This window comes from Hansschlegelia sp. KR7-227 (assembly GCF_049446035.1).
In the GTDB taxonomy this organism is placed as follows: Bacteria; Pseudomonadota; Alphaproteobacteria; order Rhizobiales; family Methylopilaceae; genus Methylopila.
Map to the genome: position 1 here is coordinate 320,729 of NZ_JBMSEA010000003.1, position 15,538 is coordinate 336,266.

The 15,538-nt window shown below is 70.1% G+C and carries 10 protein-coding genes; 2 read left to right on the top strand and 8 right to left on the bottom strand.

From position 1 onward, the window contains the following. Positions 1-21 precede the first annotated feature (21 nt). The gene (locus ACO2RJ_RS18960) at positions 22-636 is read right to left on the bottom strand and encodes a TRAP transporter small permease subunit (protein WP_423269732.1); all 615 of its coding nucleotides are present in this window, start codon (positions 634-636) and stop codon (positions 22-24) included. A 69-nt stretch (positions 637-705) separates the two neighbouring features. Further along, positions 706-1,836: a TRAP transporter substrate-binding protein gene (locus tag ACO2RJ_RS18965; protein WP_423269733.1), complete on the bottom strand. Its 1,131-nt coding sequence runs from the start codon at positions 1,834-1,836 to the stop codon at positions 706-708. Between the two features lie 293 nt (positions 1,837-2,129). On the opposite strand from ACO2RJ_RS18965, the gene apaG reads away from it, so the two are divergent. Then, positions 2,130-2,561: a Co2+/Mg2+ efflux protein ApaG gene (apaG, locus tag ACO2RJ_RS18970; protein ID WP_423269734.1), complete on the top strand. Its 432-nt coding sequence runs from the start codon at positions 2,130-2,132 to the stop codon at positions 2,559-2,561. Between the two features lie 58 nt (positions 2,562-2,619). Here the strand turns inward: apaG and ACO2RJ_RS18975 are convergent, their stop codons facing one another. Next, positions 2,620-3,069: a hypothetical protein gene (locus tag ACO2RJ_RS18975; RefSeq protein WP_423269735.1), complete on the bottom strand. Its 450-nt coding sequence runs from the start codon at positions 3,067-3,069 to the stop codon at positions 2,620-2,622. Between the two features lie 286 nt (positions 3,070-3,355). Here ACO2RJ_RS18975 and bluB point away from each other — a divergent pair, with 286 nt between their 5' ends. Next, the gene (gene bluB, locus ACO2RJ_RS18980) at positions 3,356-4,093 is read left to right on the top strand and encodes a 5,6-dimethylbenzimidazole synthase (protein WP_423269736.1); all 738 of its coding nucleotides are present in this window, start codon (positions 3,356-3,358) and stop codon (positions 4,091-4,093) included. A 21-nt stretch (positions 4,094-4,114) separates the two neighbouring features. On the opposite strand, the gene ACO2RJ_RS18985 is transcribed toward bluB, so the two are convergent. The 5 genes from ACO2RJ_RS18985 to ACO2RJ_RS19005 form a co-directional block, all read right to left on the bottom strand. Next, a complete protein-coding gene (locus ACO2RJ_RS18985) occupies positions 4,115-5,569 on the bottom strand; it encodes a cobyric acid synthase (RefSeq protein ID WP_423269737.1) in 1,455 nt (484 codons plus the stop codon). Positions 5,570-5,967: 398 nt separating this feature from the next. Continuing rightward, a complete protein-coding gene (locus tag ACO2RJ_RS18990; RefSeq protein WP_423269738.1) occupies positions 5,968-8,649 on the bottom strand; it encodes an ATP-binding protein in 2,682 nt (893 codons plus the stop codon). Positions 8,650-8,669: 20 nt separating this feature from the next. Continuing rightward, complete coding sequence (locus ACO2RJ_RS18995; protein ID WP_423269739.1) at positions 8,670-9,554, bottom strand: transglutaminase family protein; 885 nt, start codon at positions 9,552-9,554, stop codon at positions 8,670-8,672. Then, a complete protein-coding gene (locus ACO2RJ_RS19000) occupies positions 9,551-12,001 on the bottom strand; it encodes a circularly permuted type 2 ATP-grasp protein (protein WP_423269740.1) in 2,451 nt (816 codons plus the stop codon). The genes ACO2RJ_RS18995 and ACO2RJ_RS19000 overlap by 4 nt, the downstream gene beginning before the upstream one ends. Positions 12,002-12,120: 119 nt before the next feature. Beyond that, positions 12,121-15,450, bottom strand: coding sequence for a DUF2126 domain-containing protein (locus ACO2RJ_RS19005; RefSeq protein ID WP_423269741.1), 3,330 nt, complete (start codon positions 15,448-15,450; stop codon positions 12,121-12,123). Between the last annotated feature and the right edge of the window lie 88 nt (positions 15,451-15,538).

The window sequence follows — 15,538 nt, forward strand, 5'->3', positions numbered from 1 at the left end:
CGGGATCGGAGATCAGCGCGCTCACAGCTTGGCCTCGTCGACGTGGATCTTGTTGATGTCGATGTCGATCTTGTTCGCGGCGGCCTCGGCGAGGATGAGCTGTTCGGTCTCCTCGACGTCGCTCTGGCGCTGCGGCCACTCGCCCGTCCTGAGGCAGATCCAGCAGCGCAGCACCTCGACCACGCCCTGCATCGTCATCAGCACTCCGGTGATCGGTATGATCAGCTTGAACGGCCAGAGCAGCAGGCCGTCGGGCGAGAACGAACTCGTCTCCTTGGTCTGGAACGACAGATCGAAGAACGCCCAGCCGGCGTAGACCATCGCCAGAATGCCGGGAAAGAAGAACAGGATGTAGAGCGCGAGGTCGAGGCCGGCCTGCGTGCGCGGCTTCCACTGCCGGTAGAGGAAGTCGCCGCGAACATGGCCGTTGCGCGACAGCGTATAGGCCCCGGCCGACATGAACAGCAGGCCGTAAAGCATGTAACTCGCGTCGAACGCCCAGGTCGTCGGCGCGCCCATGATGCGGCGCGACAGCACCTCATAGGTGATGACCAGCGTGAGAACGACGATCGACCACGCGAAGAGCTTGCCGACGGCCGCATTGAAGCGGTCGACGGCGAGAAGATAGAATTGCATCCGGCGTGTCCCCTCGACGTGCGACGCAAACGGCGCGGCCGGCCCGAAGGCCGGCCGCGATTGGGGCGATCAGGCCTTGAAGAAGTGGTCGTACGCGAGGTCGCGGGGCGCCTCCATCTCGCGCGTCATGCCGACGACGCGCTTGGCGAAGGCCTTCTGGCTCTCGATCACCTTCTGGAAGAAGGGATCCTGGGTGTTGGCGATCACCTTGTCCCAGGCGGCGAGCTGGGCCTCCAGAACCGATTGCGGCGTCGGGATCACCTTGACGCCCGCGGCCTTGATGGCCTCGAGGTCCTTGGAGTAGCGATCCTGCGCCTTCCACGACATGTCGGCGGAGGCCGCCTCCGAAGCGTAGCGGACGATCGCCTGCACCTCGGCGGGCAGCCCCTCGAACTTGCGCTTGTTGAACAGCACCTCGAAGCATTCCAGCGCCTGATGGTAGCTCTGGACCATGTAGATCTTCGAGACGTCGGGGAAGCCGAGCACCTTGTCCGACGACGGGTTGTTGAACTCTGCGCCGTCGATCAGGCCGCGGTCGATCGCCGGCACGATCTCGCCGCCCGGCAGGATGGTGACGGCCGTGCCGAGCTCCTTGAACAGATCGGCCCCGAGGCCGACGGTGCGGTACTTGATCCCCTTCAGGCCTTCGGGATCGGTGATCTCCTTCTTGAACCAGCCGAGCGGCTGGGTCGGCATCGGGCCGGTGAGGAAGCCTACGACGTTGAGTTTCAGAATCTGCTGCGTGAGCTCGTCGTAGAGCGCCTGGCCGCCGCCATACTTGATCCAGGACAGCAGCTGGTTGGCGTTCCAACCGAAGGGCGGGGCGGTGCCGAACAGCGAGAACGCCTTGTTCTTGCCGTACCAGTAGGCGGCGACGCCATGGCCGCCGTCGAGCACGCCGGTCGAGACCGCGTCGATCAGCTGGAAGGCCGGCACCACGGCGCCCGCCTGAAGCAGCTCGATCTGGATGCGGCCGGAGCCCATCTCGTTGACGCGCTTCACGAAATCCGATGCGAACTCGTGGAAGATGTCCTTGTTCGGCCAGGTCGACTGGAACTTCAGCCGAACGGCCGTTTGCGCGCGAACCACGGACGGGGCGGCGACGCTGGCCACGGTGACGGCTGCAGCCGCGGCGAGAAATCCCCGCCGGCCGGTGCTCGCGCCCCCCGGGGGCGCCGTTGGATCTGTCGTGTCGGTCACGGGTTGTCCTTCCTGAGCGGCGCACCGCTGACGCGCGCCCGGGCGCAGCCTGAGAGGCCGCGGACGATCGCCGCTTCGGTGTTCACCTGCGTTTCCCCGAGGCCCGCTTCTTTGTGCTTGTTGATGCGCGCGAACCTCGAAACGCAGTAAATTCGAGGCGCTTGCGCCGATCAAGTCGAATCTGGCGCGCCAGCAGTCCAGATCCGCCGTGCATGTTCACATATCGTTAACCGCGCGAGACCACGGCCGGTCCCGCTTGACGTCCCGCGCGGCGCGGCGCTTAGGTTCGCGTCATGACCGCCCCAACGACCTCTACGGCCGAGACGCCGCATTCCTGGACCGCCGTGACGCGCGAGATCCGCGTGACGGTGTCGCCGCGCTTCCTGGTGGAGGAGTCGGCGCCGGAGGAGGACCGCTACGTCTTCGCCTACACCGTGGAGATCGTGAACGAAGGGTCGGAGACCGTCCGGCTGGTCGCGCGCCACTGGCGGATCACCGACGGCCGCGGCCGCACCGAAGAGGTGCGGGGCCCGGGCGTGGTCGGCGAGCAGCCGACGCTGCCGCCGGGGCAGTCCTTCACCTACACGAGCGGCGCGCCCCTTCCCACTCCGTCCGGCATCATGGTCGGCGACTACCACATGCAGACGGAGGCGGGTCAGCCTTTCACCGTCGCCATCCCGGCCTTCGCGCTCGAAAGCCCGCACGCGGTGCGCACGCTGCACTGAAGCGACGCCGCGCGCCGCGCCCGTCGTCCGTCTTCGGCAAGCGGATTTCGCGCCCGGCTCACAGCCTCTGGCGGTCCGGCGCGGCCGGCGGCTCCTCTTTCTGCATTTCTTCCGCGAAGCGCTTGAGGCGGCGTGCGGCGCGCTCGATGAAGTCGGCGAGCTTGTCGATCTCGGCGTCCGTAGGCGTCTGCAACCTCGGCTCCTCCTTCGGCAGCGGCGGGACCGCCGGAAGGGGCGTCGCGGCCAGCTTCGCCTCAAGGGCGGCGACGCGCTTCTCGAGCCGGGCTATGGCGTCGCCGCCGGCCTTGGCCGCCTCGGCCGTCGGCCCGCATGCGTAGCCGTCCGCCGACGGCGCGCAGAACGAGGTCGCGCCGGTCTCGCGGTCACGGCGCATGAACCCGCCCTCGCCCGGCGTCAGCTCATAGCGGTCCTTGGCCGGCGGATCGGCCCGCGCGGGCGCCGTCATGGCGGCGCTGAACGCGAGGGCGGCGACGAACAGAGCGCGCATGGCGGGGCCTCATCTTATCGTGGGTCGGAGCCGAGGAGGACGGAGAGCCGCTCGTGGCTGAAGACCACGATACCATCTGGCTCCCGCCGTCCGCGCTCGGCAAGCGGTTTCTCCGGACGAGCGGCCACGTCCGGACGGCTTGCTCCTCGGGCGCTCGTGGGACTACCTTCGCCGCCGCTTCCGCTTCTCGGGACGCGGAACTCGATCCCCGCGCGACAGAGCGGCGGGCCACATCCGGGATCCGCAGTTTCGGTCGGCAGGGGCGTTCGCAAGGATCGATTGAGCGATGCCGCCTGCGCCCCTCCCTCGGACGAACCCGGCAGGCTCCGTCGCGGAGCCGGGCGCGACGCATCCCGCAGGGCCCTTCACGCAAGCCGAACGCGACGCGGTCTATCGCGCGATCGAAACCCGACGCGACGTGCGCGGCGAATTTCTCGCGCGGCCGCTCCCGGACGACGTCCTGCTGCGGATATTGGAGGCCGCGCACCACGCCCCCTCCGTCGGGCTCATGCAGCCCTGGAACTTCATTCTGGTCCGTGACCTCGACGCCCGCCGTCGGGTGCACGCGACCTTCGAACGGCGCAACGCCGAGGCCGCCGCCATGTTCTCCGGCGAACGCGCCGAACGCTACGGCGCGCTCAAGCTGGAAGGCATCCTCACGGCGCCGCTCAACATCTGCGTCACCTGCAACCGCTCGCGCGGCGGGCCGGTCGTGCTCGGCCGCACCCACCAGCGCGACACGGACCTCTACAGCACCGTCTGCGCCGTGCAGAACCTGTGGCTCGCGGCCCGCGCGGAAGGGGTAGGCGTCGGCTGGGTGTCGATCTTCGAACCCGACGACCTGAAGCCGCTGTTCGGGCTGCCGGAGGAGGTCGAGATCGTCGCCTATCTCTGCGTCGGTTATGTCGAGCGGCTCTACGACCGGCCCGAGCTCGAGGCGCGGCACTGGGCGGTACGGCTGCCGCTGTCCGAGGTCGTGTTCGACGAGCGCTGGCGGGCGCCGTCCGCGCTCACGGTCGACTGAGCATCCGGCCCGCAGCGACGTCTACCGCGCGATCGTGAGAATGCGGTCGAGGTCGAGATGGGCGGCGAGATGCGCGGCGAGCGCGTCGAGCGCCGCTTCGACCCGCGCCTCGTAGTCGAATCCCCCACAGGCCGCGCCGAGCGAGGCGAGCAGCGCCGCGCGCTGCGCGTCGGCGGCGTAGAGCCCGTGAACATAGGCTCCGGCGATGCGGCCGTCCGCGGAGCTTGCCCCGTCCGCCCGACCGTCGTCGAACACGGCGAAGGGTCGGTCGGCGTCCGGGCCGCCGGTCTCGCCGACATGCATTTCATAGCCGGCGAATCGAGCGCCCTCGGCGCGCCCGCGCACCGCCCTCAGAGCTTTTTCGCCCGTCAGCGTCGTGGCCACGTCGAGGAGGCCGAGGCCTTCCACGCCGCCGGCCGGGCCCTCGACGCCGAGCGGATCGTCGATCCGGCGGCCCAGCATCTGATAGCCGCCGCAGATCCCGAACACGCGGCCGCCGCGTCGAACGTGGACGGCGAGGTCGTGATGCAGCCCGCCGGCCCGGAGCGCCGCCAAATCCGCGATCGTCGCCTTGGACCCCGGCAGGATCACGAGCGCGGCGTCCGGAGGGAGTGCGCCGCCGGGGCGGACGTGGACGATCCTCAGGGCCGGCTCGGCCTCCAGCGGATCGAGGTCGTCGAAATTCGAGATGGACGGGAGAACGATCACGGCGACCGTCGTCCCGCCGTCGCCCGTCTCCCGCCTGCGGTCCAGCGCGACGGAATCTTCGGCCGGCAGATGGGCGGCGGCCGGCAGATGCGGCACCACGCCGAGCGCCGGCCAGCCGGTCATCGCCTCGATCGCCTTGAGACCGTCGTCGAACAGGCTGGCGTCGCCCCGCATCTTGTTGACGATGAAGCCTGCGACAAGAGCCGCGTCGGCCGGGTCGATGACGGCCTTGGTTCCGACGATCTGGGCGATCACGCCGCCGCGGTCGATGTCGCCGACCAGTATGACCGGCACGTCGGCCGTTCGCGCGAAGCCCATATTGGCGATGTCGGCGCGGCGAAGGTTGATCTCGGACGCGCTGCCGGCGCCCTCGACAAGCACGAGATCGGCCGAGGCCTTCAGGCGTCCGAAGCTGTCGCGCACGGCTGCGGCGAGCTTCGGCTTCCAGTTCTGATAGCCGCGCGCCGAGGCCGCGCCGGCGACGCGGCCCTGGACCACGATCTGCGAGCCGTGTCCGCCCTGGGGCTTGAGCAGCACCGGGTTCATGTGGACGCTGGACGGGATGCGCGCGGCGCGCGCCTGCAGCGCCTGGGCGCGGCCGATCTCGCCGCCGTCCGCGGTCACCGCCGCATTGTTCGACATGTTCTGCGGCTTGAACGGCGCCACCTTCAGCCCGCGGTCGGCGAAGGCGCGGGCGAGCCCCGCGACGATCAGCGACTTGCCGACGTCGGAGCCTGTCCCCTGCACCATCAGCGCGCGCGCGGTCATGCGTCGAGGGGCTCGGCCTTCGGGTGACGGGAACGGCCGGGACAATGCTCATCGCGGGCCGCCCGCGCAAGGGGAGGCGCCGTCCGGCTGTATGAAGTCCACGCTGTCATTGCGGATCAGCTCGTAGCGCTCGGCTGCGCGTGGCCCGGCGCGTGACCCACGCGCAGGCCGTCCTCGCTCTGGTCAGCGCCGGGCTGGGCGTCGCGCTCGTGCCGAGCGAGGCGCGACGCCTGTTTCGACAACGTCACCTTCCGGCCCGTCGAGCTCGGAGGGGCGCGCGCCGAGCTTCACGCGGCGTGGAACGAGGATGCGCGCAACCCGGCTCTGCCGGCGTTCCACGATCTGCTCGCCGGAGTGTCGCCGGAGCCTCCGGCGGACTGACGCGGGAGTGTGCGGCGTCAGCCGTCGAGCGCGGCCCGGACCTTCGCCGTCAGCTGATCGAGGCTGAACGGCTTCGGCAGCACCTCCGACGCGTCCGGCGCGCCGTCATCCGCCACCGCCTCGCGGTCATAGCCCGTGGTGTAGAGCACCTTGAGCCGGGGAAGCACGGCGCGGGCGCGGCGCGCGAGCTCGCGCCCGTTCATGCCCGGCATGACGATGTCGGTGAAGAGCAGGCTCACGGGCTGGCCGGACGCCACGATTTCGAGCGCCGCCGGCCCGTTCGGCGCCGCGATCACGGCGTAGCCCAGCTCGCGCAGCGCCTCGACGGAATAGGCCCGGACGCGCTCTTCGTCCTCGACGACGAGAACGACCTCCTCCGGCGAGCCGCCGCGCAGCGGCTCGGCCGGCGCCTTGGCGCGCGCGGATTCCCCGGTCTCGGAGCGAGGCAGCAGAAGCCGCACGGTCGTGCCCTGCCCGACCTCGGAGCGAAGGCTGACATGCCCCCCTGACTGCCTGGCGAATCCATAGGCCTGGCTGAGGCCAAGCCCCGTGCCCTTGCCGACCCCTTTGGTGGTGAAGAACGGTTCGAAAGCCCGCGCCGCGGTCTCCGGCGTCATGCCCGATCCGCTGTCGGCGACGGAGATCGCGACATAGGCGCCGGGCTCGATGTCGGATGCGCGCGCTTCCCGCAGACCGATCTCGGCGTTGCCGGTCTCGATGGTCAGCCAGCCGCCGCCGGGCATCGCGTCGCGCGCGTTCACGGCGAGGTTGAGCAGCACGTTTTCGAGCTCGCTCGGATCGGCCTTCGCGGTCCAAAGCGCGGGCGCAAGTCTGGCTTCGACCCTGATCGTCTCGCCCAGCGTGCGGGACATCAACTCCGCCATGCCTTCGACGAGCCGGTTGGCGTCAATCGGCTCCGGCGCGAGCGGCTGGCGGCGCGAGAAGGCGAGCAGACGCTGCGTCAGCGCGGCCGCTCGGGTCGCGCCGTCCATCGCCGCCTCGACATATTTTCCGACGTCGGCGTCGCCGCGCGCGAGGCGCCGTTGCAGCAGATCGAGGCCGCCCATCACGACCGCGAGCATGTTGTTGAAGTCGTGCGCGATGCCTCCCGTGAGCTGCCCCACCGCCTCCATCTTCTGCAACTGACGCAGATGACGCTCGGCGGCGAGACGGCCTTCGCGTTCGTCCAGAAGCTCGTAGGCCGTGAGCGCAAGCTGGTCGACCTGCCGCTCCAGCCGCTCGTTCAGCCGGACGACCGCCTCGGCCCGCTCGACCGAGAGCCAGGTCAGTTCGGCGACCTCGCGCACCAGCGCGACTTCGGCCTCGGACCATGTTCGCGGCTCGGAGTGATTGACGAACATGCCGGCCGTCCGGTCGCCGTCCCGCAGCAATGGCGCGCCGATCGCCGCGCGGACTCCGTTCCGGCGGAAGGCGGCGAGCATTCCCTCCGGATCGACGTGACTGTCGGAGAACACGATCGGCGCGCCCGACCGCCGCAGTTCCTCCACCCGTGCGCCGAAGGAATCGGCCGGGCGCTCGCCGATCAGCGGCTCGAGCGCGCCGTCGGTCCATGACGGGCCGTAGAGCACCGACCGTGGCCCCGTCATGCGGTAGAAGCCGACCCGGTTGACGCCGAGCCGGCGGCCGAGAGCCTCGCCGGTCGCGCGCATGATCTCGTCGGGATCGCCGATCGCGCGCTGACGCTCCGTCAACGCGACGACGAAGTCGCGTTCCTCCTTCGCGGCGCGAAGCGCGGCGTCCGACTCCTTCCGATGCGTGACGTCGAAGCTGACGCCCGGAAAGCGGCCGGGGCCGCCATCGGGAGCAGGCTGGTAGCGGCCCTGCGCCGCGACCCACCGCACTCCGCCCCCGGGCTGAACCAGACGGTACTCCATCGAGAAGGGCCGCCCCAACTCGATCGCATGCCCGATCGCGGCCGTCAGCGCATCGAGATCGTCGGGATGAACGTTCCGAAAATAGTCCGCGAGCGGCGCGCCGGCGGCCGCAATTTCGGGATCGACGCCGTAAAGCGTCGCGAAGTGCCGGTCGGACGTTATGCGGTCCGTGGCCACGTCCCAATCCCAGAGCCCGACGCCGTCGCCCACCGCCATCGCCATCGCCAGCCGCTCGTCGCTGACCGCGCGGCCCCGCTCGGCGAGCACGCGGGCGGTCGTCTCGGAGGTGACGCAGAGCAGTCCTCCGACCTCGCCGGCGTCGTCGTAGAGCGGGGAGAAGCTGAACGTCCACCAGGTGTCCTCCGGATAGCCGTTCCGCGTCATGGTGAGCGGCAGGTCCTGAAACAGCGTTCCGCGGCCGGCAAGCGCGTCGCCGACGGCCTCCGCGACATTCGCCCAAACGTCGCGCCACAGATCGCTGAATCGGGATCCCATCGCCCCGCCGAGCCGCTTGCCCAGCACCGGCCGGTAGGCGTCGTTGAACAGGAAGCGCAGGTCCGGACCCCAGGCGACATACATCGGCTGCGGACAGCCCAAGATCATCGCGACGGCGCACCGAAGGGCCGCCGGCCAGGTTGCGAGCGGTCCAAGCGGAGTGGCCGACCAGTCGAAGGCCAGAATTTCGCGAGCGGAGTCGCCGCCTTCCCGCAGGACGCGCCACGCGCCGGGCGTCTCCGTTCGGTCCATGTCGCCACGGTCGGTCGCGTCGTCGCTCCTGATGAAGTCAGCGTCCGGGTCGGTCACCACATCGCGCGCTCCGTCCGTCAGACGCCGTCCTCGACCGGGATCACATCGACGGAATGACTCGCCTCCTGGGGTCCCGCGGTGATCAGCACCCCGTCGATCGGCGCCACGTCGGAATAGTCCCGGCCGATCGCCGCCGTGACATGGTCGTCGAGCGCCAGCATTCCATTGGTGGGATCGAATCCGCGCCAGCCATGCGCGGGCCCGAGCCAGACATTGACCCAGGCGTGCATCGCGTCGGACCCTTCGAGGCGGGGCTTGCCCGGAGGCGGCTCGGTGCGGAGGAAGCCGCTGACATAGGCCGCGGGAAGGCCGATGCCGCGCAGCGCCGAGATCATCACATGCGCGAAATCCTGGCACACGCCGGCCCGGCCCTCGAAGGCCTCCTCGACGGTCGTGTCGACGGCGGTGGCGTCAGGGTCGTACTCGAACTCCGCCCTGATCCGGCGCGACAGATCCAGCATCGCCTCGCCGATCGGCGCGGAGACGTCGACGCTCTCCGCCGCATAAGCCGTCAGCGGCGGCGACAGGCGCGTTATGCGGCTGCCGCCGAGGAAATGCATCGGCCCCTCCGGCGAGGGGTCGCGCGCGATTCGCGCGGCCTCGACGACGTCCCGGACCCGCGCGGTCGCCGCGAGGTCGATCGGGGTCCGCGCCACGGCGACCCGCGCCCGCATCGTGGCCGAAAGCGCGCCGTGCGGCGGCAGCACCAGGATGTGGTCCAACGCGTTGCCGAAAAAGTCGCGCTCGCGGCTCATCTCGTCGGGGTCGGGATCGACGGAGAGTTGAGCGGACACGACACGCTGGCCTTCCTCCGCCCGCGGCCGGACCCTGAGAATATGGCGGGCGTCCTTGACCTCGTCGCCGTACTCGCAGGCGATCGTCAACACGATGTCGTAGATCATTCGCTGGTCAGCCGTTCGTTCGGCTGCGGCGCCGCGTTGAAGTAGCGGTGGCTGAGCAGGTCGGAAATCGCCGCGAGGTCGTCGGCGATGCGATTGAGGAAGGCGTCGGTCGCTTCCGCCGAGTCCCCGGTCGCGAGCCGGACCTGCAGCCGGGCCGTGCGCCGCGACACGGCGGCGAGGCTCTCCCCGCGGCGCATGCCCGGCAACTCGTCGAGGATCGACTTGAAGCCGTTCACCTGAAACGCGACGGAGCGCGGGTTGAGCGGATCGAGCACGGACAGATCCATCACGGTGTCCCGCGACAGGTCGACGGAATAGCGCCGACGGTAGGTGGCGCGGCTGTCGGTGAATTCCAGCAGGGCTTCGCGGCCGCCCTCAGGCGTCTGCTCGCCCGCGAAGGCGACCGCGGCGCGCGCCGTCGCCTGGCCGCGCTCAAGCAGACGGCCCGCCTGCAGGAAGCGCCAGCCGGTGAACTGATACATGTTCTCGTGGACCAGCCCCGTGAAGCCGGACAGCCGCGTCAGCACCTCGGTCGAGAGGTTGACGAGATCGCCCGGCTCGTCGAGCTGAAGATGGGTCTCGATGAGATCGACGATCTCGCGCAGCACGCGCCAGCCGTCGGGCGAAAAGCGGTCGCGAATCCGCGAGGCCGTGTCGAAGGCGCGCTGCGCCCGGGCGAGCAGACCGGCCGCGAGGTCGCCGATCCCGCCCTCGACTCCGAGATCGTCCAGGACCGACGTCACCGCGGCCTCGAGCGACGCGGCGGGCTCGCCCTCGGCGAGGCGGGAGGCGTAGAGCCGGACGAGCCGGGTCGCCGCCTCCGCACGTTCGACGTAACGTCCGAGCCAATAGAGATTGTCGGCGGCGCGCGACGGCGGGGCGCTCGGCAGCCGGCGAGCGAAGGCCTGGCGCCGATCGCCCAGCAACGACACCGGCTTCTCCGTGCGGTCCGACGGCACCCAGACGTCGACCGAATGGCCGCCGGACTGCATTGAAACCGCAAGAGGATCGGCCGAGCTCGACACCCGCGCGAAGCCGCCGGGCATGACCGCCCATCCGTCGGCGTGCCGGGCGAGGAAGACGCGCAGCGTCACCGGCCGCGCCTGCAGCTTTCCGTCGACGAAAGCGGGGGCCGTCGACAGCCCCACGATCTCTTGGCCGACCACGTCCACGCCGTCCGCGTTCAGGCTGTCGACCAGCCAGCCTCCCGCCTCCGCGCGAATGCCGAGGTCGAGCGGGGTTCGGCGTTCGCCATCCGCGGCTTGCGGAAAGGCCGCGGCGAGCGAAAGCCGGTCGCGGTGCTTCGAGACATAGGCGCGCTCCTTACCCTGTCCGCACCACCAGGTGGCGACGGTGGGCAGCTTCAGCTCCTCGCCGATCAGCGCGCGGGCGAGCGCGGGCTGGAAGGCGAGCAAAGCGCGGGTCTCCAGAATGCCGGAGCCGAGCGCGTTCACCATCTCGACCGTTCCCGCCCGGATGGCGCGCGCGATGCCCGGCGTTCCGATCCGTGAGCGCGGATAAAGCTCCAGAGGATCGGCGAAATCACCGTCGAGCCGGCGCCACAGGACGCTGATCGGCTTCGCGCCGTCGACCGTGCGGACGACAAGCTGGGAATCGTGGACGGCGAGGTCGCCGCCCTCGAGCAGCAGAAAACCGAGATAGCGCGCGAGGTAGGCGTGCTCGAAATAGGTCTCGCTGTGCGGCCCCGGCGTCAGCACGCCGACCCTGACGCCTTTGGCGTCGTCGAGGCCGTAGAGCGTCTCGCGGAAGCGCTGGAAGAAGCCCGCGAGCCGCTGGATCTTCATGTCGCGGATGAAGTCCGGGAAGGCCCGGGAGGTCGCGACCCGGTTCTCCAGCGCGAAGCCAGCGCCCGACGGCGCCTGCGTCCGGTCTCCCAGCACCCACCAGCGCCCGTCCGGGCCGCGGCCGAGATCGACGGCGATGAACCGGATCAGGGGCTTGCCGCTCGCGCCCTGATCGGCGAGCGGACGGAGGAACTCCGGATTGCGTCCCAGGATCGCCGGCGGCAGCACGCCGTCGCGCACCAGACGCCGCTCGCCGTAAAGATCGCCGACCAGCCGTTCAAGGAAGTCCGCGCGCTGGACAAGGCCGGCTTCGAGCGCCGTCCATTCCGCGCGGGCGATGATCAAGGGCGGATGGGCGAGGGGCCAGGAGCGCGGGCGGTCGCCATGGCCGTCGCCGCCATAGGCGCGGTAGTAGACCCCGGCCTCCCGCAGATACTGCGTCGCGCTCGCAAAACGTCGCGCGCGCTCGGGCTCGGCCATGCGCGCGAGCCCCGCCACCATCGGACGGTAATGCGGCCGAACCTCGCCCGAAGCCTCGACCATCTCGTCGAAGCCTCCGGCCGCCGGCGCATAGCCCGCGATCAGATCGCGGATCGCCGAATTCTCGCGCGACGCCTGCTCCAGTGTGTTGGTCTCGGCCACGGATGTTTTCGGAACCCCACGCTTCGCCGCACGATCATGGCGCCCCCCGTCGCGGATTGCGACGGGCGAGACGCCGCGCCCTTAGTCGCCGTTCCCCAGGCCCCGGCGGAAGAACGCCTTCAGCCCCCGCCGTTGGCCGGCCTCCGAAGGTCGAGGGTGCAGGGAAAGAACGGGTTCGGCGCCTCATAGGGCGGATCGAACACGCCGGGGGTGTGGCCGATGTCTTCGAAGCGCGCGAGCCGGCGCGCCTCCGCCTCATTGGCGTTGACGGGGAAGGTCTCGTAGTTGCGGCCGCCCGGATGGGCGACGTGATAGACGCACCCTCCGAGCGAGCGGCGCGACCAGCGGTCGTAGATGTCGAAGGTCAGCGGCGCGTGCACGGGAATCGTCGGATGCAGGCCCGAGGCCGGCTGCCACGCCTTGAACCGGACGCCCGCGACCCAGTCGGCGTTGCGCCCCGTGGGGCTGAGCGGCACCGGCCGGCCGTTGCAGGTCACGACATGGCGGGCCGGATCGTAGCCCGTGGCCTTCACCTGAAGCCGCTCCACGGAGCTGTCGACGAAGCGCACCGTGCCGCCGATCGCCCCGGTCTCGCCCATCACATGCCACGGCTCCAGCGCCTGCCGAAGCTCGAGCGCTACGCCCTCGCGCTCGACCTTGCCGCAGAACGGGAACCGGAACTCCCACTGCGCCTCGAACCATTCCGCCCGCAGCGGGTAGCCCGCCCGCGCGAGGTCGTCGAGCACGTCGAGGAAGTCCTCCCAGACCACGGCGGGCAGCATGAAGCGGTCGGCGAGCCGGACGCCCCAGCGCACGAAGCCGCCGCTCGCGGGGTCCTTCCAGAAGCGCGCGATCAGCGCCCGGATCAGCAGCTGCTGGGCGAGGCTCATCCGCGGGTCCGGCGGCATCTCGAAGCCGCGGAACTCGACGAGCCCCAGCCGCCCGGTCGGCCCGTCCGGCGAATAGAGTTTGTCGATGCAGATCTCGGAGCGGTGGGTGTTGCCGGTGACGTCGATCAGCAGGTTGCGGAACAGGCGATCGACCAGCCAAGGCGCCGGGGCGGGCGCGCCGCCGGGCGCCGGCACGTTCGCCATGGCGATTTCGAGCTCGTAGAGCTGGTCGTGGCGGGCCTCGTCGACCCGCGGCGCCTGGCTCGTCGGCCCTATGAACATGCCGGAGAACAGGTAGCTCAGCGCCGGATGCCGCTGCCAATGCAGGATCAGCGACTTCAGCAGGTCCGGGCGGCGCAGGAACGGGCTGTCGAGCGGCGTCGCGCCGCCGACCACGACGTGATTGCCGCCGCCGGTGCCGACATGCTTGCCGTCGATCATGAACTTGTCGGCGCCGAGACGCGACTGCCGCGCCTCGTCATAGACGGTCGTGGTGATGTCGACCGCCTCGCGCCACGACGCGGCGGGATGGACGTTGACCTCGATCACGCCGGGATCCGGCGCGACCCGGATGACGTTGACCCGCGGATCGTAAGGCGGCGCATAGCCCTCGATCTGGATCGGAAACCCGTGCTCCTCGGCCGCGCCCTCGATCGCGGCGAGCAGATCGAAATAGGCCTCCGCCGACTCCATCGGCGGGATGAAGACCGAGAGTTTGCCGCCGCGCGGCTCCACCGTCATCGCGGTCCGGACGAAGCCTGCGATCTCGCCCGCCTCGGGCGCGTCGGGGGCCGCGAGCGCCGTCGCCGTCGTGGCGTTCGACGCCGAGATGCGGCGCTGCTCGTGGCCGAGCGCGACCGCGTCGGGATCCGGCAACGGCGGCAGCGCGCCGACGGCGTCGGCGGCGAAGAAATAGGGGAAGTCCGACTTCGACAGATGCGGCAGCGCGCCGAGCGGGAGACGGTAGCCCACCGGGCTGTCGCCCGGCGTCAGGAACAGCTTGCCGCGCCGCGTCGACCAGCGCTCCGAGAGCCATCGGATCCCCTTGCCCTGCCAGGCCTGGATCGGCAGCACGAAGCCGCTCGCGGTCGTCAGGCCGCGATCGAACACGCGGGCGATGCGCGCCCGCTCCTCGGCGTCGGCGAGCTTCGGGTTCGTCGGGTCGACGTTCTCCGGCAGCTCCGCCTCGCGCTTCAGCCAGTAGGCCGGATCCTCATAAGCCGGGGCCGCGTTCTCCGGCGACACCCCGAGACGCTCGGCGACGCCGTGGACCAGCGTCTCCGCGCCGGCGAGATCGACCGTCGCCGGGCTCTTCTCGCGCGCGATCAGGTCGGCGTTCTTCCAGATCGGCTTGCCGTCCTTGCGCCAGTACAGCGAGAAGGTCCAGCGCGGCAGGGTCTCGCCCGGATACCATTTGCCCTGACCGTAATGCAGGAAACCGCCGGGCGCGAACCGGTCGCGCAGCCGTCGGATGAGGTCGTCGGCCAAAGCGCGCTTCGCCGGCCCGGTGGCGTCGGCGTTCCATTCCGGCGACTGAAAATCGTCGATCGACACGAAAGTCGGCTCGCCGCCCATGGTGAGGCGGACGTCGTTGCGCACGAGTTCGGCGTCGACCTTCTCGCCGAGCTCGTCGAGCGCGGCCCAGCTCTCGTCGGAGAACGGGTAGGAGACGCGCGGCCGCTCGGAGACGCGGTCGACGGTCATGTCGAAGTCGAACTCGACCTCGGCGAAGCTCGCCGCCCCGGTGATCGGCGCGGCCGAGCGGAAGTGCGGCGTGGCGGCGAGCGGCACGTGGCTCTCGCCGGTCAGCAGCCCGGAGGTCGGGTCGAGGCCGATCCAGCCCGCGCCCGGCAGATAGACCTCGCACCAGGCGTGCAGGTCGGTGAAGTCGTGGTCGGTGCCGGCCGGACCGTCGAGCGCGACGAGGTCGGGCTTGAGCTGGATCAGATAGCCGGAGACAAAGCGCGCGGCGAAGCCAAGATGCCGGAGCGCCTGCACCAGAAGCCACGTGCTGTCGCGGCAGGAGCCCGCGCGCCGCTCGAGCGTCTCCTCGGGCGTCTGCACGCCCGGCTCCATGCGGATGAGGTAGTCGACCTTGTTCGCGACCAGACGGTTCAGCCCGACGAGAAAATCGACGGTGCGCGTCTCGCTGCGATCGAGCGCGCCCAGAAAGGCCTGAAGCTGCGCGCCGGCCGGCTCGGTCTCGAGATAGGGCTTGAGATCGCTCGCGAGCGACGCCTCATAGACGAACGGCCAGTGCTCGGCCGCCTCCTCCACGAAGAAATCGAACGGGTTGTAGACCGTCATGTCGGCGAGCAGATCGACTTCGATCTTGAGCTCGGTGACCGGTTCCGGAAACACGAAGCGCGCGAGGTAATTGCCGAACGGGTCCTGCTGCCAGTTCACGAAATGCTCGGACGGCGTCACCTTCAGGGCGTAGGATGGAACCCGCGTCCGCGAATGCGGCGCCGGCCGCAGCCGCACGACCTGTGGCCCGAGCGTCACCGGGCGATCGTATGTGTAGTGGGTTACGTGATGCAGCGCGGCGAGGATCGACATCTGTGGGCTGACGGGCTCCGAAATCTGTGGAGCGGCATCCTTAGCAGCCTGTCGCAGCGCAGCAAGCCGAACTCGCCGTCAGGCGATC